Origin of the sequence: Tenacibaculum lutimaris (assembly GCF_003610735.1) — a bacterium.
GTDB classification, from domain to species: Bacteria; Bacteroidota; Bacteroidia; order Flavobacteriales; family Flavobacteriaceae; genus Polaribacter; species Polaribacter lutimaris.
Window position 1 is genome coordinate 553,866 of the sequence record NZ_RAQM01000007.1, and the last position, 20,819, is coordinate 574,684.

Genomic DNA, 20,819 nt, shown 5'->3' on the forward strand with positions numbered 1-20,819 from the left:
TTAAAATTTTATTTGAATATTAAATCCATAAGTTCTGTTTCCTGGTAGCTGTCCACCCTCCATGAAGTTAACATAGCCTAGGGCATTGCTTCCGTAGGCTTGCTCTAATTGAGAAGGGTCAATTCCGTCAACAGATTCAAAGAATAAGAAAGCGTTGTTTACGTAGGCACCAATTCTTAATTGAGTTAAACCGAATTTTTCTACAAGTTCTTTGTTAAAAGTATAGTCAAATCTAATGTTTCTAATAGCTAAGTAATCTGCGTCTTTAGCAAACTCGCTAATGTTACCAAATTGACCTCCCCAGTAATTTTGTGTGTCTTTGTAGAAAGAAACAGGATTTCCGCTTTCGTCAACCCCAGAAACTAAAGTACCTCCTGAGTTGGAACCAGCACTAGAAGCTGAAACATAATCTATATATTCACCTTCTATATTGTATTGAATGTTTCCGTCACTTCCTGTTACTGGATCTCTACGTGGATTACCTTGTTGATTATTTCCAACAGTTGCAAGACCTAATCCTGAAGAATTTACGAACATTTCACTGATTGAGAAGTATTTACCACCAACTTGAAAGTCAGTGTCTACGGTCATAGAGAAATTTTTATATTTAAAAGTATTAGAAAAGCCTCCTGTGAAATCAGGTAAATAGTTACCTAAGTATTGGTTGTCTTCGGTAATGTAATTTCCTTTTGAATCTAAAACTTTTTGACCATTTATTTCTTTGATTTTTCTTCCGTAAACTCTACCCCAGTCTTTACCAGCTTCATTTCTTATTAATAATCCTCCCCATCTAGAGCTTAAGAATGAATAGTCAGAACTAGTAGCTGTATTACTCACTTTGTCTACAAATCTGTTTAATGTAGCGAAGTTTAGATTAGAGTTCCATTTAAAGTTTTCAGTGCTTATAGGAGTGGCTCTTAAAGCTACTTCAAAACCTGTGTATGTTTGTTTTCCTTCATTTTTGAAAACAGAACCATAACCACTTGTAGGATCAAGGTTTACAGAAACAGGAAGTTTGTCGTCAATTTTATTGAAATAAGTTACATCAAGACCTATTCTATTGTTTAAGAATTGTAGCTCGGCACCTACTTCAAATTCTCTTCTTGTCCCTCCACCTAAACTTGGATTTGGTATTGAACTAGGAATAGATGATACGGGAATTACATCTCCTGAAGGAGTGACGTAAGATTCTCCTGCAGGGTAAATACTCGATAATCTGTATACAGAAGGGAATTTAGGGGCTTCAGCCATACCTCCTCTTATCTTTGCATAACTTAAGATGTCATTCTTTTCAAATAAATCAGAAAGAACGAAACTCAAAGAAAGTCCTGTCGTTAAAACTCCATTATCTTCAGGGTTAGCGGTAGAACTCCAATCTTTTCTTACGCTTCCTTCGATGAATGCCCAATCGTCATAACCGAATGATCCTGTAATATAAGCGGCTCTACCCTTGGTTCTAATTAAATCACGAACAAGTGTAGGTCTTTCTTTTGATGTAGAAATACTGTAAAAACCTGGAACAGTTAAGCCATTGTTTGTAGCGGCATAGTTGTATTCTTCAGTGTAGTCTGTCATTTCAAAACCAGTAATTGCAGAAATATCAAACTTGTCTTTTAGTCTTGTGTTATAGGTTAAATTACCTGTAAATAAGTTTCTGTCTTTAGTTGTAGATTCTTCAGAGTAGCCTTCTGTGTTAAGTCCTCCAAAAGCAACTATTGCGTTATATTCTGATATTTCATAGGTCTTTTTTAAAGATAAGTTAGCAGCTAAATTATCGCTGATTTTGTAATCTAGATCAAAATTACCGTATGTAGATTTTCTTTTTCCTTTTTTAAGGTTTTCATATAATTCAAAATATGGAGAATCCCAATACTTAGGTTCAGGATCTCTTGGCCCTTTGATGTTCCAACTTACAATTTTTCCTCCTTGTCTATATTCTTTAAGTTTAGTGACATCTAATTGATTTTGCCACCACTGGGCAAGGTTTGAACCAAGAGTGTTGTATCCTTCAGTGGGGTTGTTTAAAGTTTCTTGATCAATGAAGTATACATTAGCAGAAGCTCTAAGTTTAGAGGTGATGTCAAGATGAGTAGCTACAGAAAAACGATTAGTAGTTCTGTTAGCGTTAGGAATTGTTAATTCTCTGTCATTTCTTAAGAAGTTTATTTTTATTCCGTAATCTTCACCTCCCTTAGAGAAGTTAATGTTATGTTTACTATTAATACCAGTTTTGTAAAAATTAGCTAAACCACCATTGTATTTCCAAGGTGTTAATTTTCCAAAGTTAGGATTGCCAGGTATCCAACTATCCCATTGTCTAACTAATGTACCGTCTAATCTTGGTCCCCATGATTCATCAGCACCATAGTTTACGATTTTGTGACCATCAAAAGCTGACCATGAAGAAGGGTCTCTAGATGGGTCATATGAAAAAGTGTCAAAATTTTGACTATACCCTCCTCCATATTCAGTTTGAAAATCTCTTAAGTAATCAGCATTACTAAACTCAACAGCTCCATCATAGGTTACGCTAGTTCTTCCTTGTTTAGCTTTTTTAGAAACTAGAATAACAACACCATTAGCACCTTCAGGTCCGTAAAGGGCAGTTGCAGCAGCTCCTTTTAATACAGACATTGATTCCATGTCTTCTGGGTTGATATCATCAGGACTTTGTAGGCGTACACCGTCCAATACGTATAAAACGTTGATATTTCCTCTAAGTCTAATTTTAGAGGAGTTAAACCCTGAAGAAGCAGCACCAATAAATTGAACACCAGAAACTTTACCTGCTAAAGCATTTGAAATGTCAGTTTGTTTTGTTGTTACTAAGTCTTCTGCTTTTACGGTTTGTTGTGCGTAACCAAGACTCTTTTTTTGTCTTTTGACTCCAAGTGCAGTTACAACAACTTCATCTAAAACATTGTCGCTAGTCATAACAATATTTATTTTGTTTGAAGAACCAACTGTTTTTTCTTGAGTTTTCATTCCGACAAAACTAAAGACTAATATGTCTCCAGTACTGGCTGAGATAGAGTACTTTCCATCAAAGTCCGTTTCAACACCTTGTGTTGTACCTTTTTTCAAGACGGTAACACCAGGTAAAGGTCCTGATTCGTCAGATACTATACCTGAGATAGCTTTGTCCTGCGCAAAGGATATTTGCACAATAAACGCTAAGAGTAGCGTCAAAATTCCATTAAACTTTGTTTTCATTATGTAATTATTTGAATTAATTGAGCCAAAAATCATAAATAAATCTTAAAAAAACAAGGTATTTGTTAATTAAATCTAAAAAAACAACACTTGATTGGAGTTAAGTGTTAAAAAAATGTGAAGTATTTATTGTTTTTGTTAGCTTGGTTGCTTTTTTTAAATAGATGTGTAGTTTAGGTTGTATGGTTTGGTTGTGTTTCTTGAAATAATTACAAGGTAAGGGGTAGGGTTTGAGGTGTTTTGTTAAAAATAACTTCTTGATATTTGAATAATTAGAAAATTATCGTACATTTGCAGCCTCTAAAAATTAGAGTAATTTAAGTACAAATTAAAAATAAGTAATAATTTAGTATGCCAACTATTCAACAATTAGTTCGTAAAGGAAGAGCCAAAATAACTAAGAAGAGTAAATCGGCTGCTTTACAAGCATGTCCACAAAGACGTGGAGTTTGTACGCGTGTGTATACCACTACTCCTAAGAAACCTAACTCAGCAATGCGTAAGGTGGCAAGGGTTCGTTTAACAAATGGTAACGAAATCAACGCGTATATTCCAGGTGAGGGACACAACTTGCAAGAGCACTCGATAGTATTAGTTAGAGGTGGAAGGGTAAAAGATTTACCAGGTGTTAAATATCACGTGGTACGTGGAGCATTAGATACTGCAGGAGTTGAGGGTAGAACCCAACGTAGATCTAAGTATGGTGCAAAACGCCCAAAAGACAAAAAGTAAAAATAATTAGTAACTTTTTTAATGTAAAGACATGAGGAAAAGAAGAGCTAAAAAAAGAGTTTTGTTACCGGATCCAAGATTTAACGATCAATTAGTTACACGTTTTGTGAATAACTTAATGTGGGACGGTAAAAAATCTGTAGCGTTCAAAGTGTTTTACGATGCAATGGATATCGTAAATGAAAAGAAAACTGACGAAGAAAAGTCGGCTTTAGAAGTGTGGAAAGATGGTTTATCTAACGTGATGCCTCACGTAGAAGTGCGTTCTCGTCGTGTAGGTGGAGCTACATTCCAAATTCCAATGCAAATTCGTCCAGACCGTAAGGTTTCTATGGCGATTAAATGGATGATCTCTTATGCGCGTAAGCGTAATGAAAAAACAATGGCACAACGTTTAGCGGCTGAGATTTTAGCTGCTGCTAAAGAAGAAGGTGCTGCTGTTAAGAAAAGAGTTGATACTCATAAAATGGCTGAAGCGAATAAAGCATTCTCACACTTTAGATTTTAATAAGAAATGGCAAGAGATTTAAAATATACAAGAAATATCGGTATTGCTGCTCATATTGATGCTGGTAAAACAACAACAACTGAGCGTATCCTTTTCTATACAGGGGTAAACCATAAGATAGGGGAAACTCATGAGGGGTCTTCTACAATGGACTGGATGGAACAAGAGGCTGAAAGAGGTATTACAATTACTTCTGCGGCTACAACTTGTACATGGCAATTCCCTACAGAAAATGGAAAGCCTACCGCTGATGCTAAAGGATACCATTTTAATATTATTGATACTCCAGGTCACGTTGATTTTACCGTAGAGGTAAACCGTTCATTACGTGTATTAGATGGATTAGTGTTCTTATTCTCTGCAGTAGACGGAGTAGAGCCTCAATCTGAAACTAACTGGCGTTTAGCTGATAACTATAAAGTGCCTCGTATCGGTTTCGTTAATAAAATGGACCGTCAAGGAGCAAACTTTTTAGCAGTTTGTCAGCAAGTAAAAGACATGTTAAAGTCTAATGCAGTGCCAATCGTATTAAACATTGGTGATGAGGCAGATTTTAAAGGAATTGTTGATTTAGTTAAGAACCGTGCTATTGTATGGCATGACGAAAATCACGGATCAACTTTTGATGTTGTTGATATTCCAGAAGATTTAAAAGAAGAAGCTCGTGAGTTACGTGGTAAGTTAATCGAAGAGGTTGCAGCTTATGACGAAAACTTATTAGAGAAATACATGGAAGATGAAGATTCTATTACAGAAGAAGAAGTGCATGCTGCATTAAGAGCTGCTGTAATGGATATGTCTATCATTCCTATGGTTTGTGGTTCTTCATTCAAAAATAAAGGTGTTCAGTTCTTGTTAGATGCTGTATGTCGTTATTTACCTTCTCCAGTAGATAGAGAAAATATTATCGGTACTAATCCTGATACAGGAGAAGAAATTTCTCGTAAACCAGATGCAAGTGCACCATTTTCTGCCTTAGCATTTAAAATTGCTACTGATCCTTTCGTAGGACGTTTAGCATTCTTCCGTGCGTATTCTGGTCACTTAGATGCAGGTTCTTACGTTTTAAACAATCGATCAGGTAAAAAAGAGCGTATTTCTCGTATTTACCAAATGCACTCTAATAAACAAAACCCAATTGAATACATTGAAGCAGGAGATATTGGAGCTGCTGTAGGATTTAAAGATATTAAAACTGGGGATACGTTATCTGACGAAAAACACCCAATCGTTTTAGAATCTATGGACTTCCCAGATCCAGTAATCGGTATCGCTGTTGAGCCTAAAACCAAGGCTGATGTTGATAAATTAGGTATGGCTTTAGCAAAATTAGCTGAAGAAGATCCTACATTTACTGTAAAAACAGATGAAGCTTCAGGGCAAACTGTAATTTCAGGAATGGGTGAGTTACACTTAGATATTATTGTAGACCGTTTAAAGCGTGAGTTTAAGGTTGAAGTAAATCAAGGACAACCACAAGTAGAGTACAAAGAAGCTTTAACTGCTACTGCAGATCACAGAGAGGTTTATAAAAAGCAATCTGGTGGACGTGGTAAGTTTGCTGATATTGTATTTACTATGGAGCCTGCTGATGAAGGTGTAACAGGATTACAATTTGAGTCTATTATTAAAGGTGGTAACGTTCCTAAAGAATTTGTTCCTTCTGTAGAAAAAGGATTTAAAGAAGCAATGAAAAATGGTCCATTAGCAGGATACGAGATGGATTCGATGAAGATTACTTTAAAGGATGGATCTTTCCACCCTGTAGATTCTGATCAATTATCATTCGAATTAGCTGCTAAAATGGGTTACAAAGCTGCTGCAAAAGCTGCAAGAGCTGTAATCATGGAGCCAATGATGAAGTTAGAAGTGTTAACTCCAGAAGAAAACATGGGTGACATCGTTGGAGATTTAAATAGAAGACGTGGACAAGTTAATGATATGAGCGACCGTGCTGGATCTAAAGTAGTAAAAGCTATCGTTCCATTATCAGAAATGTTTGGATATGTTACTTCATTAAGAACATTATCTTCAGGTAGAGCAACTTCTACTATGGAATTCTCTCACTATGCAGAAACTCCTAGTAACATTGCTGAAGAAGTAATCGCTAACGCTAAAGGTTAATTAAGATGAGTCAAAAAATTAGAATAAAGTTAAAATCTTACGATTATAATTTAGTAGACAAGTCTGCTGAGAAAATCGTAAAGACAGTAAAGAGTACTGGTGCTGTAGTAAACGGGCCAATTCCTTTACCAACAAATAAAAAGATTTTTACAGTATTACGTTCACCACACGTAAACAAAAAATCAAGAGAGCAATTTCAATTATCTGCTTACAAAAGATTATTAGACATCTATAGTTCTTCTTCAAAAACTATTGATGCTTTAATGAAACTTGAGTTACCAAGTGGAGTTGAAGTTGAGATCAAAGTATAAGTAAATCAATAACTTTCGGTTTAATTTTGTTAAGCCGAAAGTTTTTTATACTTTTGCACACCGAAATTTAGGTTTCGGAGTGTAAATATTTCTGTAATGTATGCAGAAATGACATGTCCTGAGGGTTTCGCGAAGGAAAAATGGTAAAAACAAATTCAGAGTGAAGGCGTTTTTCGCTCTTTTTTTTTGAAAAATTCAAAGGAAAAACAGAAACATTCGTTTCAAAAAATCATTTATTAATAGACGCGCTGGATAAATTAAATCTATTCGTCTGAAAATTAACAAATATGTCTGGGTTAATAGGAAGAAAAATTGGAATGACCAGCTTATTCGATGAGAACGGGAAAAATATTCCTTGTACTGTAATCGAAGCAGGTCCTTGCGTTGTTACCCAAGTCAGAACCGAAGAGGTTGACGGCTATAACGCTTTACAACTTGGTTTCGATGACAAAAAAGCAAAAAGCTCTAATAAAGCTTTAGATGGTCACTTTAAAAAAGCTGGTACATCTGCTAAGAAAAAAGTTGTTGAATTCCAAGAGTTTGATGGTGAGTACAAATTAGGTGACTCAATTACTGTTGAATTATTTGCTGAAGGAGAATTCGTTGATGTATCAGGAATTTCTAAAGGTAAAGGTTTTCAAGGTGTTGTTAAACGTCATGGTTTTGGCGGAGTTGGACAAGCAACTCACGGTCAACATAACCGTTTAAGAGCTCCTGGTTCAATTGGTGCAGCATCATACCCTGCAAGAGTATTCAAAGGAATGCGTATGGCAGGTCGTATGGGTGGAGACAAAGTAAAAGTTCAAAATTTAAGAGTGTTAAAAGTGGTTGCTGATAAGAATCTTATCGTAGTAAAAGGAGCTATTCCTGGTCACAAAAACTCTTATGTAACTATCGAGAAATAATGAAAGTAGCAGTATTAGATATTACAGGAAAAGATACTGGTAGAAAAGTTGAACTTTCTAACGAGGTATTCGGAATTGAGCCAAATGATCATGCAATTTATTTAGATGTAAAGCAGTATTTGGCTAATCAAAGACAAGGTACTCACAAATCGAAAGAAAGAGCTGAGATTGCTGGTAGTACAAGAAAGATAAAAAAACAAAAAGGAACTGGTACAGCTCGTGCGGGTAGTATCAAATCTCCAGTTTTTAGAGGTGGTGGACGTATTTTCGGTCCAAGACCAAGAAATTATTCTTTTAAGTTAAACAAAAACTTAAAGCGTTTAGCACGTAAGTCTGCTTTAAGTATTCAAGCAAAAGAAAACAATTTAGTTGTTATTGAAGATTTCAATTTTGAAGCTCCAAAAACTAAAGAGTTTATCAATGTATTAAAAGCTTTAGAATTAGACGCTAAAAAGTCTTTATTCGTATTAGGTGAAGAAAGTAAAAATGTTTACTTATCATCTCGTAACTTAAAAGGTTCTAAAGTAGTAGATGCTTCAGGAATTAACACTTATAGCGTTTTAAATGCTAACAAAGTAGTTATCGCTGAGAGCTCTTTAGAAGGAATTGAGTCTAATTTAAGTAAATAGGGAAGAAAATGAGTATTTTAATTAAACCTATTATTACAGAAAAAGCTACAAATGATAGCGAGTTAAACAACCGTTATACATTTGTTGTAAACAAAAAAGCTAACAAGTTAGAAATCAAAGGAGCTGTTGAGGCTGCTTATGGTGTAGCGATCGAGTCTGTAAAAACTATGAACTATCCAGCATTAAGAAAAACTAAATACACTAAAAAAGGTTTAGTTACTGGATTAACAAGTGGATACAAGAAAGCAATCGTTCAGTTAGCTGAAGGAGAAACTATTGATTTTTATAACAATCTTTAAGAAAAGACAGAATGTCAGTTAGAAAATTAAAACCAATAACACCAGGTCAGCGTTTTAGAGTTGTAAATGGGTTCGACACCATTACTACTGATAAGCCGGAGAAATCTTTATTAGCTCCGAAAAAACGATCTGGAGGTCGAAACAATCAGGGTAGAATGACTACACGTAACATTGGTGGAGGTCATAAACAAAAATACCGTATTATCGATTTTAAAAGAGATAAGCAAGGTGTTCCTGCAACAGTAAAAACTATCGAGTACGATCCAAACCGTACTGCATTTATTGCATTAGTTAGTTATGCTGATGGTGAAAAGCGTTATGTAATTGCACAAAACGGATTAAAAGTAGGTCAAACAATCGTATCAGGAAAAGAAGCTACGCCAGAAGTTGGTAACGCTATGTTCTTAAGCGATATTCCATTAGGTACTACAATTTCTTGTATTGAGTTACACCCAGGACAAGGAGCTGTTATGGCTCGTTCAGCTGGTTCATTTGCTCAATTAATGGCAAGAGATGGTAAATATGCAACAGTAAAGTTACCTTCAGGTGAAACAAGATTAATCTTATTAACTTGTATGGCAACTATCGGAGTTGTGTCTAACTCTGACCACCAATTATTAGTATCTGGTAAAGCAGGTAGAAGTAGATGGTTAGGTAGAAGACCAAGAACGAATGCTGTTCGTATGAACCCAGTTGATCACCCAATGGGTGGTGGTGAAGGACGTTCTTCTGGAGGACATCCAAGATCTAGAAACGGTATCCCTGCGAAAGGATTTAAGACTAGATCTAAGACCAAAGCTAGTAACAAGTATATTATAGAACGTAGAAAGAAATAATAAACCATGGCAAGATCATTAAAAAAAGGACCTTACGTTCACTATAAGTTAGAGAAAAAAGTGTTAGCTAACGTAGAAGCAGGAAGTAAGTCAGTTATCAAAACTTGGTCAAGAGCAAGTATGATTACTCCAGATTTCGTAGGGCAAACAATTGCAGTTCACAACGGACGTCAGTTTGTACCAGTTTACGTTACTGAAAACATGGTAGGTCATAAATTAGGCGAATTTTCACCAACACGTTCTTTTAGAGGGCACGCTGGTGCAAAAAATAAAGGTAAAAAATAGTAGGAAATTATGGGAAGTCGTAAACATAACATGGCAACACAGTTAAAAGAAGCTAGAAAGTCTAGAGCTTTTGCTAAATTAACTAATTGTCCTACATCACCAAGAAAAATGCGCTTGGTAGCAGATTTAGTAAGAGGAGTTGAAGTTGAAAAAGCTTTACAAATCTTAAAATTCAGTCCAAAAGAAGCATCACGTAACTTAGAAAAGTTATTGTTATCAGCTATCGCTAACTGGCAAGCTAAAAACGAAGATGCAAGCATCGAAGATGCAGGATTATATGTAAAATCAATTTGTGTTGATAGCGCAGGTATGTTAAAAAGGTTAAGACCAGCTCCACAAGGACGTGCTCACAGAATTCGTAAGCGTTCTAATCACGTAACTTTAGAGTTAGGAACTAAAAATAACAGTAATTAATCAAAGTAGAAATGGGACAAAAGACAAATCCAATAGGAAATCGTTTAGGAATTATCAGAGGATGGGAATCTAACTGGTATGGTGGAAATGACTACGGAGATAAGATTGCTGAAGATGATAAGATAAGAAAGTATATCAACGCTCGTTTATCAAAAGCAAGTGTTTCTCGTATTATTATTGAGCGTACTTTAAAGCTTGTAACCGTTACTATCACTACTGCACGTCCAGGTATCATTATTGGTAAAGGAGGTCAAGAGGTAGACAAGTTAAAAGAAGAGCTTAAGAAAATTACAGGAAAAGAAGTTCAAATTAACATTTTCGAAATTAAGCGTCCAGAATTAGATGCAAACTTAGTTGCAGCTAGTATCGCACGTCAAATCGAAAACAGAATTTCTTACAAGCGAGCTACAAAGATGGCGATTGCTGCTGCAATGAGAATGAATGCAGAAGGAATTAAAGTGCAATTATCAGGTCGTTTAAATGGAGCTGAAATGGCGCGTTCTGAGCATTATAAAGAAGGAAGAATTCCTCTTTCTACCTTCAGAGCAGATATCGATTATGCACTTGTTGAAGCACATACTACATACGGAAGAATCGGTGTGAAAGTATGGATTATGAAAGGTGAGGTTTATGGAAAACGTGAATTATCTCCATTAGTAGGATTATCTAAACAAAAAGGTAATTCTAACAAAGGTGGTGGTAATGCAAAACGTCAACCTCGCAGAAGAAAATAATTTTTAAAAGAAATTAAAAATGTTACAGCCAAAAAGAGTAAAATACCGTAAGGTACAGAAGGCGAAAGGAAATATGAAAGGTAACTCTGGTAGAGGTACTCAACTTTCTAACGGAATGTTTGGTATTAAATCATTAGACCAGAACTTACTTACCTCTCGTCAAATTGAGGCAGCTCGTATTGCGGCAACTCGTTATATGAAAAGAGAGGGGCAACTTTGGATTAAAATTTTCCCAGACAAACCTATCACTAAGAAACCATTAGAGGTACGTATGGGTAAAGGTAAAGGTGCACCTGATCATTTTGTTGCTGTTATTAAACCAGGTAGAATTTTGTTTGAAGTTGGTGGTGTACCAATGGAAGTAGCAAAAGAAGCTTTACGTTTAGCAGCTCAAAAACTTCCTGTAAAAACGAAGTTTGTAATAGCAAGAGATTTTGATTATAACGCTTAATTCTATTTAGATCATGAAACAATCAGAAATTAAAGAATTATCAACAGCTGACTTACAAGAAAAGCTTGGAGCGTTGAAGAAAAATTATACTGATCTTAAGATGGCTCACGCCATAACTCCATTGGAAAATCCATTAGAGTTACGTAGCTTAAGAAAAACTGTGGCAAGAATTGCTACAGAGTTAACTAAAAGAGAATTACAATAATTCTAGTCAGTTTTAAAGATGGAAAAAAGAAATCTTAGAAAAGAGAGAATCGGTGTAGTATCTAGCAACAAAATGGAGAAATCTATCGTAGTTAGCGAGGTAAAAAGAGTAAAGCACCCAATGTACGGAAAGTTCGTATTAAAGACTAAGAAGTACGTTGCACATGACGAGAATAACGATTGCAACGAAGGTGATACTGTAAGGATCATGGAAACACGTCCTATGAGTAAATCTAAGCGTTGGAGATTAGTAGAAATCCTAGAAAGAGCTAAATAATATGTTACAGACAGAATCAAGATTAAAAGTCGCAGATAACACTGGAGCAAAAGAAGTTTTAGTGATTAGAGTTTTAGGAGGAACAAAAAAGCGTTACGCTAGCGTTGGAGACAAAATCGTTGTTACGGTTAAATCTGCAACTCCAAACGGAACTGTAAAGAAAGGTCAAGTATCTCGTGCAGTTGTTGTTCGTACTAAGAAAGAAGTTAGACGTAAAGACGGATCATATATCAGATTTGATGATAATGCTTGTGTACTTTTAAATCCTTCAGAGGAAATGAGAGGAACACGTGTATTCGGTCCTGTGGCTCGTGAATTACGTGAGAAACAATTTATGAAAATAGTATCATTAGCACCTGAGGTGTTATAAAATCAGATTTTAAAATGAAAAAATTTAAAATTAAATCAGGAGATACTGTTAAAGTTATAGCAGGAGATCACAAAGGATCTGAAGGTAAAGTTTTACAAATCATCAAAGATAAGGATAGAGTTGTAGTAGAAGGTGTAAACATGGTGTCTAAACACACTAAACCAAGTGCTGCAAATCCACAAGGAGGAATTGTAAAAAAAGAAGCTCCATTACACATATCAAACGTTGCTTTAGTTGAAAACGGTGAAGCAGTAAGAGTTGGTTATAAAGTAGAAGGAGATAAGAAAGTAAGAGTATCAAAAAAATCAGATAAAGCAATATAACCATGAGTTACGTACCAAGATTAAAAGAAGAGTACAAGAGCAGAGTTATCAAAGCTCTTACTGATGAATTTGGTTATAGCAATGTAATGCAAGTACCTAAATTACAAAAAATTGTTGTAAGTAAAGGTGTAGGTGCAGCTATAGCAGATAAGAAATTAATAGAATACGCTATTGACGAGTTAACTACAATTACAGGTCAAAAAGCAGTATCTACAATCTCTAAGAAAGACGTTGCAAACTTCAAATTACGTAAAGGAATGCCAATTGGTGCAAAAGTTACGTTAAGAGGAGACAAAATGTACGAATTTTTAGATAGATTAGTTACAGCTTCTTTACCACGTGTAAGAGACTTTAACGGTATCAAAGCAAATGGTTTTGATGGTAGAGGTAATTACAACTTAGGTATTACTGAACAAATCATCTACCCAGAGATTAATATTGATCAAGTGAAAAAAATTAGTGGTATGGATATTACATTTGTAACATCTGCTAACACTGATAAAGAAGCTAAATCATTATTAGGAGAATTAGGATTACCATTTAAAAAGAATTAATAAGATGGCTAAAGAATCAATGAAAGCGCGTGAGCGCAAAAGAGCTAAAATGGTTGCAAAGTATGCAGAAAAGAGAAAAGCTTTAAAAGAAGCTGGAGACTACGAAGCATTACAAAAGTTACCAAAAAACGCATCACCAATTAGAATGCACAACCGTTGTAAACTAACTGGACGTCCTAAAGGATATATGCGTCAGTTCGGAATTTCACGTGTTACTTTCCGTGAAATGGCTAACCAAGGATTAATTCCAGGAGTAAAAAAAGCAAGCTGGTAACAGCTCTTTACTATACAAGCAAAAGGTGTATAACGATAAAACGTTATACGCCTTTTTGTATTTAAAAAAGCAAGTTATTTTAGATGATTACCATACTATTTTAAAGGAAGGAATTTAGTTTTTTAAAACTGAAATATCTGCAATAAATTAGTACTCAAAATGATAATTATTAAAATGGTTTGATTTTTAAAAAGTTTATGTATATTTGCACACTGTTTTTATAGGGTAAATTGTGCCTTGTAAGTAAATACTTGTTATAAGTATAATACCTATGAGATTTTACCTAAAAAACGAACTAAATAAATATTAACTGGTTTCAGGTTTAGTATCAGTAGTTTACCAAGTAAAGTAAGGTTGCTAAAAACCAAAACCACAATTTAATTAACTATGTATACAGATCCAATCGCGGATTTTCTTACTCGTGTGAGAAATGCTATTGCAGCTAACCACAGAGTAGTTGAAGTTCCTGCTTCAAAATTGAAGAAGGAAATGACGAAAATTTTGTTCGATCAAGGTTACATTTTAAGTTATCAGTTCAATGACGATAAAGTACAAGGAACTATTAAGATAGCTTTAAAATACGATCGTGATACGAAAGAATCAGTAATCAGAAAGATTCAAAGAATTTCAACACCAGGTTTACGTAAATACGTTGGCGCTAAAGAAATGCCAAGAGTATTAAACGGTTTAGGTATTGCTATTGTTTCTACATCTAAAGGTGTAATGACAAACAAAAAAGCAAGACAAGAAAACGTTGGTGGAGAGGTATTATGTTACGTTTACTAAAAAAACATTTTGTAAGATGAGTAGAATAGGAAAAAATCCAATCGCATTGCCACAAGGTGTTGAAGTTAAAGTAGACGGAAACGTGGTAACAGTAAAAGGTAAATTAGGAGAATTAACTCAAGAGTTAACTTCTGGTATTACTGTAAAGGTAGAAGATGGTACGATCACTTTAGAAAGATCATCAGATAGTAAAGATCATAGAGCTGCGCATGGTTTATACCGTGCTTTAATCAATAACATGGTTGAAGGTGTAAGCAAAGGTTTTACTAAAGAGTTAGAGTTAGTAGGTGTTGGATATAGAGCATCTAACCAAGGTCAAAAATTAGATTTAGCCTTAGGTTTCTCTCATAACATTATTTTAGATTTAGCTCCAGAAGTTAAGGTTGAAACAGTATCTGAAAAAGGTAAAAACCCAATCGTAAAATTAACTTCACATGACAAGCAATTAGTTGGTCAAGTTGCAGCAAAAATTCGTTCTTTCCGTAAGCCAGAGCCTTACAAAGGAAAAGGGATTAAGTTTGTAGGAGAAGTATTAAGAAGAAAAGCAGGTAAATCTGCATAATAAATTAAGAGAAATTATTATGGCATTATCAAAGCTTGAAAGAAGACAACGAATTAAGCATAGAATTAGAAAAATAGTTACTGGTACAGCTGCTAAACCAAGATTATCAGTTTTTAGAAGTAACAAAGAAATCTATGCTCAGTTAATTGATGACGTTGCTGGTGTAACATTAGCATCTGCATCTTCAAGAGATAAAGAAATTACATCTGGTTCTAAGGCAGAAGCAGCAACAGCAGTAGGTAAAGCTATCGCTGAAAAAGCTGTAAAAGCTGGTGTTGATACTGTTGCTTTTGACCGTAACGGATATTTATACCACGGTAGAGTTAAAGTATTAGCAGACGCTGCTAGAGAAGCTGGTTTAAAATTTTAAGAAATTATATTATGTTAGGATATAAAAACGTAGAAAGAGTAAAACCAAGCGGATTAGAGCTTGTAGATAAATTAGTAGGAGTACAACGTGTTACTAAAGTAACTAAAGGAGGTAGAGCATTTGGTTTCTCTGCAATCGTAGTAGTTGGAGATGGTAACGGTGTTGTAGGTCACGGATTAGGGAAATCTAAAGATGTTTCTTCTGCAATTGCAAAAGCAGTAGAAGATGCAAAGAAAAACTTAGTGCGTATTCCTATTTTAGACGGAACATTACCACACGAGCAAAAAGGTAAATTTGGTGGAGCTAAAGTATTCATCAAGCCAGCTTCACACGGTACCGGGGTTATCGCCGGGGGTGCTGTACGTTTGGTATTAGAATCTGTTGGAATAAAAGACGTATTATCAAAATCTCAAGGATCATCAAACCCTCACAACGTAGTAAAAGCAACTTTTGATGCTTTATTACAATTACGTAGCGCAGCAACTATTGCTAAGCAAAGAGGTATTTCTTTAGAGAAAGTTTTTAACGGTTAAAATTTAAGACGATGAGTAAAATTAGAGTTACACAAGTAAAAAGTCAAATCGGTCGCCTTAAAAATCAAAAAAGAACGTTAGAGGCGTTAGGTTTACGTAAAATGAACCAAACTGTAGAGCATGATGCAACAGCTACAATTTTGGGTATGGTAAATAAAGTTTCACACTTAGTTTCTGTAGAAGAAATTAAATAAGACAATAAAAGATGAGTTTACACAACTTAAAACCAGCAGCTGGAGCAACTAAGAACAAAGGGAAGCGTGTAGGACGTGGAGAAGGTTCTGGTAAAGCTACTACTGCAGGAAGAGGACACAAAGGAGCTAAATCTCGTTCTGGTTATTCTCGTAAAGTAGGATTTGAAGGAGGACAAATGCCACTTCAAAGACGTGTGCCTAAATTTGGATTCACTAACATTAACCGTAAAGAGTATGTTGGTGTAAATTTAGACAAGTTACAATCATTAGTAGATAACGGAAAGATAACAGATACAGTTAATTTAGATGTTTTAGTTGAAAACAGATTAGCTCGTAAAAACGACTTAGTAAAAATATTAGGTGGTGGAGAGTTAAAAGCTAAATTAAATATAACTGTACATAAGTATACAGCATCAGCAAAAGCAGCTATCGAAGCAGCAGGAGGTGAAGCAGTAACTTTATAATAATTGTAAATGATGAATTTTATAAATACTTTAAAAGACATTTGGAAGATAGAAGAGTTAAAAGAAAAATTACTTTTAACCTTAGGTTTAATTGCTGTTTACCGTTTTATGGCAGCTGTTCCATTACCAGGAATTGATCCAACTCAATTAACAGCATTAAAAGACAGTACTTCTGATGGACTTTTAGGTTTATTAAACGCATTTACAGGTGGGGCATTTGCTAGAGCGTCAGTAATGGCACTTGGTATAATGCCTTATATTTCTGCTTCTATTGTAGTTCAGTTAATGGGTATTGCGGTACCATATTTACAAAAACTACAAAAAGATGGAGAAAGTGGACGTAAGAAGATTACGCAAATAACAAGATGGCTTACAATTGCTATTACCTTGTTTCAAGCACCTACTTATATTGGAGTTATCCAAAATCAAATGGGGTTACCAGCTGAAGCATTCTTAGTAACAGGAGCAACATTTTGGGTATCATCTATTATTCTTTTAAGTGCAGGAACAATTTTTGCAATGTGGTTAGGAGAGCGTATTACTGATAAAGGAGTTGGTAATGGTATATCATTATTAATTACTGTAGGTATTATCGCAAACTTCCCAGCTGCATTTATTCAAGAATTAGTTTCTAAGCAAACTGCTGGAGCAGGAGGAATTATGATGATTTTAATCGAATTAATAGTTTGGTTTGTGGTAATCTTGTTAACCGTATTATTAGTTACCGCAGTGCGTAAAGTAGCAGTTCAATATGCACGTCGTACAGCAGTTACAAACATTAAAGATGTTGATGGTGCAAGACAGTACATTCCATTAAAGTTGAATGCTGCTGGTGTAATGCCAATTATCTTTGCTCAAGCAATTATGTTTTTACCAATTGCATTAGGGCAAAAATACCCAGCATTAAACAGTTTAACTGATATTAACGGTTTATGGTATAACGTTATATTTGCTTTATTAATTATTGTCTTTAGTTACTTTTATACTGCTATTACTATTCCAACGAATAAAATGGCAGAAGACTTAAAGAGAAGTAATGGTTTTGTTCCAGGGTATAAACCAGGTGAAGAAACAGCTAACTTTTTAGATTCAGTATTGTCAAAAATTACATTACCAGGATCAATCTTCTTAGCAGCTTTATCTATTTTACCAGCAATCATTGTAAAGTTTGGAGTTACTCAAAACTGGGCAATGTTTTACGGTGGAACTTCATTAATCATTATGGTAGGAGTTGCAATAGACACTATTCAGCAAATAAACTCGTATTTATTAAATAGTCGTTATGACGGTTTAATGAAAACAGGAAACAGTAACAGAAAATCATTAAAATAATATGGCTAAGCAATCAGCAATTCAACAAGACGGGACTATTACAGAAGCTTTATCAAACGCTATGTTTCGTGTAGAATTAGAAAACGGACATATTGTTACGGCACACATTTCGGGAAAAATGCGTATGCATTATATCAAATTATTACCTGGAGATAAGGTAAAATTAGAAATGAGTCCGTATGATTTATCAAAGGCAAGAATTACTTACAGATATTAAAAACACACACTGATGAAAGTAAGAGCATCATTAAAGAAAAGAAGTGCTGACTGCAAAATTGTACGCAGAAAAGGCCGTTTATACGTAATTAACAAAAAGAATCCTAGATTTAAACAAAGACAAGGATAATAAATAAGACACTAGTCATTAGTAATTAGTAGTTAGATGAATCTGTTTGAAATAGAAATGTTTAGGATTCTAACAACTAAAAGCTAACAGCTAAAAACTAAATTATATGGCAAGAATCGCAGGTATAGATATTCCAAAGAATAAAAGAGGTGTTATCGCTTTAACATATATCTTTGGTGTAGGAAGAAGCAGAGCTAAAGAGATTTTAGCAGCTGCTAACATAGACGAAAGCATCAAAGTTCAAGATTGGACTGATGATCAAATTGCAGCAATTCGTGAGCAAGTAGGAACTTACACTATTGAAGGTGAGTTACGTTCTGAAGTTCAATTAAACATTAAACGTTTAATGGACATCGGATGTCAAAGAGGTATTCGTCACAGACTTGGTTTACCATTAAGAGGACAAAGAACGAAGAATAACTCTCGTACAAGAAAAGGTAAGAGAAAAACTGTAGCTAACAAGAAAAAATAATCATTGATTATTTTTTACTAATAGTAAAGAATTATGGCAAAGTCTAAAGTAACAAAAAAACGTAAAGTTATAATTGAATCAGTTGGTGAAGCTCACGTAACTGCATCATTTAACAATATTATTATTTCTTTAACAAACAAAAAAGGTGATGTAATTTCTTGGTCATCTGCAGGTAAAATGGGTTTCAGAGGTTCTAAAAAGAACACTCCTTACGCAGCTCAATTAGCAGCAGAAGATTGTGCAGAAGTTGCAAAAGAAGCTGGTTTACGTAAAGTAAAAGTGTATGTTAAAGGACCAGGTAACGGTAGAGAATCTGCAATCAGATCTATCCACAATGCTGGTATCGAAGTAACAGAAATCATTGATGTTACTCCAATTCCACACAACGGATGTCGTCCACCTAAAAGAAGAAGAGTATAAGTTGAAGTAATTCAACTTATACTTTATTTAGTGTACCTTTGTGCACAAAAAATTAAGTATTTTAACAACAGTAGGATTAAAAGATTATCGAAGGAGTACGCCTTAATTCATAATCCCTACTAAATTAATTAGAAATGGCAAGATATACAGGACCAAAAACTAAGATTGCTCGTAAGTTTGGCGAAGCAATTTTCGGAGATGATAAAAACTTCGAAAAAAGAAATTACCCTCCAGGACAACATGGTGTTGCTAAACGTAGAGGTAAAAAATCGGAATATGCTATCCAGTTAATGGAGAAGCAAAAAGCAAAATATACTTATGGTATTTTAGAGCGTCAATTCCGTAACATATTTAAGAAAGCACAAGCATCAGGAGGAATTACTGGTGAGGTGTTATTACAATTATGTGAGTCTCGTTTAGATAATGTTGTGTTCCGTTTAGGTATCGCTACTTCTCGTAGAGCTGCTCGTCAATTAGTTTCTCACCGTCACATCACAGTTAACGGAGATATCGTAAACATTCCTTCTTACAGATTACAAGCAGGAGATGTTGTTGCAGTAAGAGAGAAATCTAAATCATTAGAAGCTATCGAAAATGCATTAGCTGCTAATAGTTCTGTTTACGAGTGGTTAACTTGGAATGCTGATTTGAAATCAGGAACTTTTGTAAAAGCTCCAGAAAGATTACAAATTCCTGAGAACATTAAAGAGCAATTAATCGTAGAATTATACTCTAAGTAATAAATTAATTATATTGGTATTTAGCCAAAGGGTTTATTCGTATTTCTTCAAACCTATAAACCGCGCAACTGAATAACAATTAAAACGAAGAAAACAAATTAATATGGCAATTTTAAATTTTCAAAAACCTGATAAGGTAATTATGATTGAATCTACTGATTTTTCAGGAAGATTCGAATTTAGACCTCTTGAACCAGGTTTTGGATTAACAGTTGGTAATGCTTTAAGAAGAGTATTATTATCTTCATTAGAAGGATTCGCTATTACATCATTACGTATCGATGGAGTAGATCACGAATTTTCAACAATTCAAGGTGTTGTAGAAGACGTAACTGAAATCATCTTAAACTTAAAACAAGTTCGTTTTAAGAAACAGATTGAAGAATCTGACAGAGAAACAGTTTCTATCGCAATATCAGGACAAGAGCAATTAACCGCTGGAGATTTACAAAAATTTATTTCAGGTTTCCAAGTATTAAATCCAGATTTAGTGCTTTGTAACATGGATAAATCAGTAACGTTAAATGCTGAAATTACCATTGAAAAAGGTAGAGGTTTTGTACCAGCAGAAGAAAACAAAAGAGCTGGTGCACCTTTAGGAACAATTTTCACAGATTCTATTTACACTCCAATTAAGAATGTAAAATATGCAATTGAAAATTTCCGTGTAGAGCAAAAGACCGATTATGAAAAATTAGTTTTCGATATCGATACTGACGGTTCTATCAATCCTAAAGATGCCTTAACCGAAGCAGCTAAGATTTTAATCCACCACTTTATGTTATTCTCTGATGAGCGTATAACTTTAGAGGCAGATGAAATCGCACAAACTGAAACATATGATGAGGAATCATTACACATGCGTCAGTTATTAAAGACGAAATTAGTTGATATGGATTTATCAGTTCGTGCTTTAAACTGTTTAAAAGCTGCAGAAGTTGATACTTTAGGAGACTTAGTATCATTTAACAAAAGTGATTTAATGAAGTTCAGAAACTTTGGTAAAAAATCATTAACTGAATTAGACGAGTTAGTGGCTAACAAAGGATTAAATTTCGGGATGGATTTAAGTAAATACAAATTAGATAAAGATTAACCTTTCATATTTTGCTCCCCTAAACTAGGGTAGTAGCAAGATGAGAGCTAAAACCAAATGT

General features: G+C 34.6%; 32 protein-coding genes. 31 read left to right on the forward strand and 1 reads right to left on the reverse strand.

All coding sequences use genetic code 11. The features are described from left to right. A complete protein-coding gene (locus tag C8N26_RS06185) occupies positions 1–3,213 on the reverse strand; it encodes a SusC/RagA family TonB-linked outer membrane protein (protein WP_170141631.1) in 3,213 nt (1,070 codons plus the stop codon). Positions 3,214–3,564: 351 nt separating this feature from the next. Between C8N26_RS06185 and rpsL the strand changes: the two genes are divergently transcribed. From rpsL to C8N26_RS06340, 31 genes are all read left to right on the forward strand, one after another. Continuing rightward, the gene (gene rpsL, locus C8N26_RS06190) at positions 3,565–3,945 is read left to right on the forward strand and encodes a 30S ribosomal protein S12 (protein WP_028890722.1); all 381 of its coding nucleotides are present in this window, start codon (positions 3,565–3,567) and stop codon (positions 3,943–3,945) included. A gap of 31 nt (positions 3,946–3,976) precedes the next feature. Beyond that, complete coding sequence (gene rpsG, locus C8N26_RS06195) at positions 3,977–4,453, forward strand: 30S ribosomal protein S7 (RefSeq protein ID WP_028890723.1); 477 nt, start codon at positions 3,977–3,979, stop codon at positions 4,451–4,453. A 6-nt stretch (positions 4,454–4,459) separates the two neighbouring features. Then, complete coding sequence (gene fusA, locus C8N26_RS06200; RefSeq protein WP_120186508.1) at positions 4,460–6,577, forward strand: elongation factor G; 2,118 nt, start codon at positions 4,460–4,462, stop codon at positions 6,575–6,577. A 5-nt stretch (positions 6,578–6,582) separates the two neighbouring features. Continuing rightward, positions 6,583–6,888, forward strand: coding sequence for a 30S ribosomal protein S10 (gene rpsJ / locus C8N26_RS06205; protein ID WP_024740605.1), 306 nt, complete (start codon positions 6,583–6,585; stop codon positions 6,886–6,888). Positions 6,889–7,175: 287 nt separating this feature from the next. Continuing rightward, entirely contained in the window at positions 7,176–7,793 is a 618-nt protein-coding gene (rplC, locus tag C8N26_RS06210) for a 50S ribosomal protein L3 (protein ID WP_028890725.1), read from the forward strand. Continuing rightward, positions 7,793–8,422, forward strand: coding sequence for a 50S ribosomal protein L4 (gene rplD / locus C8N26_RS06215; RefSeq protein ID WP_028890726.1), 630 nt, complete (start codon positions 7,793–7,795; stop codon positions 8,420–8,422). Before rplC ends, rplD begins: the two co-directional genes overlap by 1 nt. An 8-nt stretch (positions 8,423–8,430) precedes the next feature. Beyond that, on the forward strand, positions 8,431–8,721 hold the full coding sequence (gene rplW, locus C8N26_RS06220; RefSeq protein WP_028890727.1) for a 50S ribosomal protein L23: 291 nt from the start codon (positions 8,431–8,433) through the stop codon (positions 8,719–8,721). Between the two features lie 11 nt (positions 8,722–8,732). Then, complete coding sequence (gene rplB, locus C8N26_RS06225) at positions 8,733–9,557, forward strand: 50S ribosomal protein L2 (RefSeq protein ID WP_028890728.1); 825 nt, start codon at positions 8,733–8,735, stop codon at positions 9,555–9,557. A 6-nt stretch (positions 9,558–9,563) separates the two neighbouring features. Beyond that, entirely contained in the window at positions 9,564–9,842 is a 279-nt protein-coding gene (gene rpsS / locus C8N26_RS06230) for a 30S ribosomal protein S19 (protein ID WP_028890729.1), read from the forward strand. A gap of 9 nt (positions 9,843–9,851) precedes the next feature. Next, entirely contained in the window at positions 9,852–10,256 is a 405-nt protein-coding gene (rplV, locus tag C8N26_RS06235) for a 50S ribosomal protein L22 (protein ID WP_028890730.1), read from the forward strand. Between the two features lie 11 nt (positions 10,257–10,267). Next, positions 10,268–10,990, forward strand: coding sequence for a 30S ribosomal protein S3 (rpsC, locus tag C8N26_RS06240; protein ID WP_028890731.1), 723 nt, complete (start codon positions 10,268–10,270; stop codon positions 10,988–10,990). Positions 10,991–11,009: 19 nt separating this feature from the next. Beyond that, positions 11,010–11,441 (forward strand): 50S ribosomal protein L16, encoded by a 432-nt coding sequence (rplP, locus tag C8N26_RS06245; protein WP_028890732.1) that lies wholly within the window; start codon positions 11,010–11,012, stop codon positions 11,439–11,441. Between the two features lie 13 nt (positions 11,442–11,454). Continuing rightward, positions 11,455–11,646, forward strand: a complete 192-nt coding sequence (gene rpmC, locus C8N26_RS06250; protein ID WP_028890733.1) for a 50S ribosomal protein L29 — start codon at positions 11,455–11,457, stop codon at positions 11,644–11,646. An 18-nt stretch (positions 11,647–11,664) separates the two neighbouring features. Continuing rightward, positions 11,665–11,922: a 30S ribosomal protein S17 gene (gene rpsQ / locus C8N26_RS06255; protein WP_028890734.1), complete on the forward strand. Its 258-nt coding sequence runs from the start codon at positions 11,665–11,667 to the stop codon at positions 11,920–11,922. A gap of 1 nt (position 11,923) precedes the next feature. Beyond that, entirely contained in the window at positions 11,924–12,292 is a 369-nt protein-coding gene (rplN, locus tag C8N26_RS06260) for a 50S ribosomal protein L14 (RefSeq protein ID WP_028890735.1), read from the forward strand. A gap of 14 nt (positions 12,293–12,306) precedes the next feature. Continuing rightward, the gene (gene rplX, locus C8N26_RS06265) at positions 12,307–12,615 is read left to right on the forward strand and encodes a 50S ribosomal protein L24 (RefSeq protein WP_028890736.1); all 309 of its coding nucleotides are present in this window, start codon (positions 12,307–12,309) and stop codon (positions 12,613–12,615) included. Between the two features lie 2 nt (positions 12,616–12,617). Further along, a complete protein-coding gene (gene rplE / locus C8N26_RS06270) occupies positions 12,618–13,169 on the forward strand; it encodes a 50S ribosomal protein L5 (RefSeq protein WP_028890737.1) in 552 nt (183 codons plus the stop codon). Positions 13,170–13,173: 4 nt separating this feature from the next. Further along, on the forward strand, positions 13,174–13,443 hold the full coding sequence (gene rpsN, locus C8N26_RS06275; protein ID WP_028890738.1) for a 30S ribosomal protein S14: 270 nt from the start codon (positions 13,174–13,176) through the stop codon (positions 13,441–13,443). Between the two features lie 387 nt (positions 13,444–13,830). Next, positions 13,831–14,229, forward strand: a complete 399-nt coding sequence (gene rpsH, locus C8N26_RS06280; RefSeq protein ID WP_028890739.1) for a 30S ribosomal protein S8 — start codon at positions 13,831–13,833, stop codon at positions 14,227–14,229. Positions 14,230–14,245: 16 nt separating this feature from the next. Further along, positions 14,246–14,791, forward strand: a complete 546-nt coding sequence (gene rplF / locus C8N26_RS06285) for a 50S ribosomal protein L6 (protein ID WP_028890740.1) — start codon at positions 14,246–14,248, stop codon at positions 14,789–14,791. Positions 14,792–14,810: 19 nt separating this feature from the next. Further along, the gene (gene rplR / locus C8N26_RS06290; protein WP_120186509.1) at positions 14,811–15,161 is read left to right on the forward strand and encodes a 50S ribosomal protein L18; all 351 of its coding nucleotides are present in this window, start codon (positions 14,811–14,813) and stop codon (positions 15,159–15,161) included. 11 nt (positions 15,162–15,172) lie between these two features. Next, positions 15,173–15,694, forward strand: coding sequence for a 30S ribosomal protein S5 (gene rpsE / locus C8N26_RS06295; protein WP_028890742.1), 522 nt, complete (start codon positions 15,173–15,175; stop codon positions 15,692–15,694). 11 nt (positions 15,695–15,705) lie between these two features. After that, entirely contained in the window at positions 15,706–15,888 is a 183-nt protein-coding gene (gene rpmD / locus C8N26_RS06300) for a 50S ribosomal protein L30 (protein ID WP_028890743.1), read from the forward strand. An 11-nt stretch (positions 15,889–15,899) separates the two neighbouring features. Next, entirely contained in the window at positions 15,900–16,352 is a 453-nt protein-coding gene (rplO, locus tag C8N26_RS06305; RefSeq protein ID WP_028890744.1) for a 50S ribosomal protein L15, read from the forward strand. Positions 16,353–16,364: 12 nt separating this feature from the next. After that, positions 16,365–17,684: a preprotein translocase subunit SecY gene (gene secY, locus C8N26_RS06310; protein WP_028890745.1), complete on the forward strand. Its 1,320-nt coding sequence runs from the start codon at positions 16,365–16,367 to the stop codon at positions 17,682–17,684. Position 17,685: 1 nt separating this feature from the next. After that, positions 17,686–17,901 carry a translation initiation factor IF-1 gene (gene infA, locus C8N26_RS06315; protein ID WP_004568721.1) on the forward strand — a complete coding sequence of 72 codons (216 nt, stop codon included), beginning with the start codon at positions 17,686–17,688 and terminating at the stop codon, positions 17,899–17,901. A gap of 12 nt (positions 17,902–17,913) precedes the next feature. Further along, positions 17,914–18,030 carry a type B 50S ribosomal protein L36 gene (gene ykgO, locus C8N26_RS06320; protein ID WP_010181906.1) on the forward strand — a complete coding sequence of 39 codons (117 nt, stop codon included), beginning with the start codon at positions 17,914–17,916 and terminating at the stop codon, positions 18,028–18,030. Positions 18,031–18,136: 106 nt separating this feature from the next. Then, positions 18,137–18,502 (forward strand): 30S ribosomal protein S13, encoded by a 366-nt coding sequence (gene rpsM, locus C8N26_RS06325; protein ID WP_028890746.1) that lies wholly within the window; start codon positions 18,137–18,139, stop codon positions 18,500–18,502. Between the two features lie 33 nt (positions 18,503–18,535). Then, positions 18,536–18,922, forward strand: a complete 387-nt coding sequence (rpsK, locus tag C8N26_RS06330) for a 30S ribosomal protein S11 (RefSeq protein ID WP_028890747.1) — start codon at positions 18,536–18,538, stop codon at positions 18,920–18,922. Positions 18,923–19,056: 134 nt separating this feature from the next. Further along, positions 19,057–19,662, forward strand: a complete 606-nt coding sequence (gene rpsD, locus C8N26_RS06335; protein ID WP_028890748.1) for a 30S ribosomal protein S4 — start codon at positions 19,057–19,059, stop codon at positions 19,660–19,662. Between the two features lie 103 nt (positions 19,663–19,765). Next, positions 19,766–20,758, forward strand: a complete 993-nt coding sequence (locus tag C8N26_RS06340) for a DNA-directed RNA polymerase subunit alpha (protein WP_028890749.1) — start codon at positions 19,766–19,768, stop codon at positions 20,756–20,758. Positions 20,759–20,819 lie beyond the last annotated feature (61 nt).

Bases quoted from the DNA above. Each gene is read 5' to 3' on its own strand.
- rpsH (WP_028890739.1), top strand. From the start codon at position 13,831: ATGTATACAGATCCAATCGCGGATTTTCTTACTCGTGTGAGAAATGCT.
- rplF (WP_028890740.1), top strand. From the start codon at position 14,246: ATGAGTAGAATAGGAAAAAATCCAATCGCATTGCCACAAGGTGTTGAA.
- rplN (WP_028890735.1), top strand. From the start codon at position 11,924: ATGTTACAGACAGAATCAAGATTAAAAGTCGCAGATAACACTGGAGCA.
- rplC (WP_028890725.1), top strand. From the start codon at position 7,176: ATGTCTGGGTTAATAGGAAGAAAAATTGGAATGACCAGCTTATTCGAT.
- C8N26_RS06340 (WP_028890749.1), top strand. From the start codon at position 19,766: ATGGCAATTTTAAATTTTCAAAAACCTGATAAGGTAATTATGATTGAA.
- ykgO (WP_010181906.1), top strand. From the start codon at position 17,914: ATGAAAGTAAGAGCATCATTAAAGAAAAGAAGTGCTGACTGCAAAATT.
- rpsC (WP_028890731.1), top strand. From the start codon at position 10,268: ATGGGACAAAAGACAAATCCAATAGGAAATCGTTTAGGAATTATCAGA.
- rplO (WP_028890744.1), top strand. From the start codon at position 15,900: ATGAGTTTACACAACTTAAAACCAGCAGCTGGAGCAACTAAGAACAAA.
- rpsS (WP_028890729.1), top strand. From the start codon at position 9,564: ATGGCAAGATCATTAAAAAAAGGACCTTACGTTCACTATAAGTTAGAG.
- rplE (WP_028890737.1), top strand. From the start codon at position 12,618: ATGAGTTACGTACCAAGATTAAAAGAAGAGTACAAGAGCAGAGTTATC.
- rpsN (WP_028890738.1), top strand. From the start codon at position 13,174: ATGGCTAAAGAATCAATGAAAGCGCGTGAGCGCAAAAGAGCTAAAATG.
- rpsQ (WP_028890734.1), top strand. From the start codon at position 11,665: ATGGAAAAAAGAAATCTTAGAAAAGAGAGAATCGGTGTAGTATCTAGC.
- rpmC (WP_028890733.1), top strand. From the start codon at position 11,455: ATGAAACAATCAGAAATTAAAGAATTATCAACAGCTGACTTACAAGAA.
- rpsM (WP_028890746.1), top strand. From the start codon at position 18,137: ATGGCAAGAATCGCAGGTATAGATATTCCAAAGAATAAAAGAGGTGTT.
- rpsJ (WP_024740605.1), top strand. From the start codon at position 6,583: ATGAGTCAAAAAATTAGAATAAAGTTAAAATCTTACGATTATAATTTA.
- C8N26_RS06185 (WP_170141631.1), bottom strand. From the start codon at position 3,213: ATGAAAACAAAGTTTAATGGAATTTTGACGCTACTCTTAGCGTTTATT.
- rpmD (WP_028890743.1), top strand. From the start codon at position 15,706: ATGAGTAAAATTAGAGTTACACAAGTAAAAAGTCAAATCGGTCGCCTT.
- secY (WP_028890745.1), top strand. From the start codon at position 16,365: ATGAATTTTATAAATACTTTAAAAGACATTTGGAAGATAGAAGAGTTA.
- infA (WP_004568721.1), top strand. From the start codon at position 17,686: ATGGCTAAGCAATCAGCAATTCAACAAGACGGGACTATTACAGAAGCT.
- rplB (WP_028890728.1), top strand. From the start codon at position 8,733: ATGTCAGTTAGAAAATTAAAACCAATAACACCAGGTCAGCGTTTTAGA.
- rplR (WP_120186509.1), top strand. From the start codon at position 14,811: ATGGCATTATCAAAGCTTGAAAGAAGACAACGAATTAAGCATAGAATT.
- rpsE (WP_028890742.1), top strand. From the start codon at position 15,173: ATGTTAGGATATAAAAACGTAGAAAGAGTAAAACCAAGCGGATTAGAG.
- rpsK (WP_028890747.1), top strand. From the start codon at position 18,536: ATGGCAAAGTCTAAAGTAACAAAAAAACGTAAAGTTATAATTGAATCA.
- fusA (WP_120186508.1), top strand. From the start codon at position 4,460: ATGGCAAGAGATTTAAAATATACAAGAAATATCGGTATTGCTGCTCAT.
- rpsG (WP_028890723.1), top strand. From the start codon at position 3,977: ATGAGGAAAAGAAGAGCTAAAAAAAGAGTTTTGTTACCGGATCCAAGA.
- rplX (WP_028890736.1), top strand. From the start codon at position 12,307: ATGAAAAAATTTAAAATTAAATCAGGAGATACTGTTAAAGTTATAGCA.
- rplD (WP_028890726.1), top strand. From the start codon at position 7,793: ATGAAAGTAGCAGTATTAGATATTACAGGAAAAGATACTGGTAGAAAA.
- rpsD (WP_028890748.1), top strand. From the start codon at position 19,057: ATGGCAAGATATACAGGACCAAAAACTAAGATTGCTCGTAAGTTTGGC.
- rpsL (WP_028890722.1), top strand. From the start codon at position 3,565: ATGCCAACTATTCAACAATTAGTTCGTAAAGGAAGAGCCAAAATAACT.
- rplW (WP_028890727.1), top strand. From the start codon at position 8,431: ATGAGTATTTTAATTAAACCTATTATTACAGAAAAAGCTACAAATGAT.
- rplP (WP_028890732.1), top strand. From the start codon at position 11,010: ATGTTACAGCCAAAAAGAGTAAAATACCGTAAGGTACAGAAGGCGAAA.
- rplV (WP_028890730.1), top strand. From the start codon at position 9,852: ATGGGAAGTCGTAAACATAACATGGCAACACAGTTAAAAGAAGCTAGA.